This window comes from Mycobacterium sp., assembly GCF_036273375.1.
GTDB lineage: Bacteria > Actinomycetota > Actinomycetes > Mycobacteriales > Mycobacteriaceae > Mycobacterium.
On sequence record NZ_DASUHS010000245.1, the window covers coordinates 1 to 2,682 of the forward strand.

Here is a 2,682-nt window from a genome sequence, read left to right on the forward strand (position 1 = left end):
GTGCTCGTCTTCGTGGGCACCTCGCGGCTGATGGGCCTGGCCGCGGCGGCCGGCGCGGCGCTCGGCGTCGCCACGCTGATCCTGTTGTGGCGACTGGCGCGGCGCGAGTCGGTCCAGCCGGCGGTGTCCGGGCTCATCGGCGTCGCCGTCTGCGTGCTGATCGCCTATCTGCTGGGGGAGTCCAAAGGCTACTTCCTGCTCGGCATCTGGACATCGCTGATCTGGGCCGCGGTGTTCGCGGTGTCGATCCTGATCCGCCGGCCGCTGGTCGGCTACGCGTGGAGCTGGGCCACCGGGCGTGACCGCGGCTGGCGCGCCGTGTCCCGAGCCGTCTACGCGTTCGACATCGCCTCGCTGTGCTGGATGCTGGTATTCGGCGCGCGATTCGTGGTCCAGCGACTCCTCTACGACGCCGATCAGACCGGTTGGCTGGGCGTGGCGCGGATCGGGATGGGTTGGCCGCTGACCGCGGTGGCCGCCCTGGCGACCTACGCGGCGATCAAGGCCGCTCAACGCGCCATGGCCGGCGCCGACGGTGCCAGTGCCGCCGCCGTTCAGATCGACGCCGATACCGTCAGCGACTAGTTGTACCCGGCAGTCAGGTTGGTGACAGTCGGCTAATTGGGGGTTGGCCTCCGAGGGCTGAGTGGCGGCGTTGATTGTTGTAGTGCTCGAGCCAGGGTGCAAGAGCGTCGCTGCGAGCGTTGTTGGAGTTGAAGACTTGGCGGTAGGCCCATTCGGTTTGCAAGGTTCGGTTGAATCGCTCGGCTTTGCCGTTTTGCCATGGGCAGTAAGGGCGAATGAACACCTGGCGAGCACCTAGGGCGTCGATGACCTCGCGCACAGCTGCTGAGTATCGGTAGGCGAAGGCGTTGTCGGTCATGACCCGTTGGATGCGGGGGATGCCGGCGGCGGTGAAGTAGTTGGCAGCGCGGAGCAGAAACTCTGCGCAGGTGGTGCCTTTCTCGTCGGGCAGGATTTCGGAGTAGGCCAGCCGGGAATGGTCGTCGACGACCGAGTGCACGTAGTCGTATCTGATACGCGCCTTCTTCGCGGCACTGGTCTTGCCGATCTGGCGGCCATGAGCCTTCCAGCCGCCGCCCTCGGGGATGCGGCCAATCTTCTTGACGTCCATGTGAATCAGCTCGCCCGGATAGGCCCGTTCATAGCGGACCGCGGTGGCCTTGGACGCCCGGATCACCGTTCCAGTCAACGGATCGCAGTCCCGCAAATACGGCAGCCGATGGCGACGCAAGATCGCGCTGACTGTGCGGGCCGGCACGCCGAGCTCATCGCCGATCCACTGCTGGCCGCGGCGAGCCGAGGTACGCAACGCCACGACGGCAGCCTCGACGTCCACCGGTGTGCGGCGCGGGCACTGATGCGGGCGCGAGGATCGATCCAGCAGACCGGCCGGGCCTTCATCGAGGAATCGGCGTACCCATCGATGAGCGCATTGACGCGATACACCAAGTTCAGCAGCGACATGGGCAGTCCTGCGCCCATGGAGCAAAATCCGATCGACAAGCAATCGCCGACCGCAGACCGTCAAACGAGCATTAGCGTGAGACACGAGGACCTCCGCGGGTTAGAAGAGACGTCAGACATCTCCACTAAGCCCGGAGGTCCTCCCCACTCACAAGCAGAACCGTCAACAATGTGCCTGCCGGGTACAACTAGCCGCTAGTCGACTTCCATCTCGCGCAGCTCGCGCTTGAGGATCTTGCCGGTCGGGTTGCGCGGCAGCTCTTCGAGGAAGATCACTTCCCGCGGCACCTTGTAGCGGGCCAGGTGGTCGCGCACATAGGTCTTGATGTCGTCCTCGCCGATGCTGGCCCCGTCGGTCTTGACGACGAAGGCGCGCAGCCGGTGCCCCCACTCCTTGTCTTCCACGCCCAGCGCAGTGGCCTCCACGACCTCGGGGTGGCCGCTGATCAAATCCTCGACCTCGGCGGGGAACACGTTCTCGCCGCCGGAGACGATCATCTCGTCGTCGCGTCCGCTGACGTACAGCAGACCGTGCTCATCGAAGTAGCCGACGTCGCCCGACGACATCAGGCCGTCGATGATCTGCTTGTGGCCGCCTCCGGTGTAGCCCTCGAACGGGAAGAAGTTCCCCACGAAGATCCGGCCGACCTCGCCCTGCGGCAGTTCATCGCCGTTGTCGTCGAGGATCTTCACCTTCACGCCCTTGACCACGGGTCCGACGGTGGCCGGATTGATCGACAGATCCTTGGGCCGAGCGATGGTGGCGAACGCGATCTCCGTCGACCCGTACAGGTTGTAGATGACCGGACCCAGCTCCTTGAGCGCACGGGTGGCCAGTTCGGCGCCCAGCTGCGAGCCGGACACGAAGACGATCCGCAGCGACGACAGGTCCGGCTTGCGCTCCATCGCGTCGAGCGCATCGAGGATGCGCGACAACATGACCGGAACCACGACCATGGCGGTCACCTTGTGCTGCTCGATGTCGGCGAGCACCGTGGCGGGCTTGAACCGGCGCCGCAACACCAGCGTCGTGCCGAGCATCATCGCGATGGTCGCGTGCAGGAAGCCAAGAGCGTGGAACATCGGCGCAGGCAACGACGTGACCTCACCGGATTTGAACGGCACATGCGATAGCACACCACCGATCGGCGCCAGTGTCGGCGGCGTACTTCTGTTGGCGCCCTTGGGAGTTCC

Annotated in this window: 3 protein-coding genes; 1 reads left to right on the forward strand and 2 read right to left on the reverse strand. The window is 65.3% G+C overall.

The genetic code is table 11. The annotated features are described in order from the left end of the window. A partial coding sequence (locus VFW69_RS21620) for a DUF3159 domain-containing protein (protein ID WP_526504414.1) occupies positions 1–585 on the forward strand: 585 nt, incomplete at its 5' end. A gap of 13 nt (positions 586–598) precedes the next feature. Here the strand turns inward: VFW69_RS21620 and VFW69_RS21625 are convergent. After that, positions 599–1,573: an IS481 family transposase gene (locus VFW69_RS21625; protein WP_526504416.1), complete on the reverse strand. Its 975-nt coding sequence runs from the start codon at positions 1,571–1,573 to the stop codon at positions 599–601. A gap of 110 nt (positions 1,574–1,683) precedes the next feature. Further along, on the reverse strand, positions 1,684–2,682 hold a 999-nt coding region (locus VFW69_RS21630), incomplete at its 5' end, for a class I adenylate-forming enzyme family protein (RefSeq protein ID WP_526504418.1).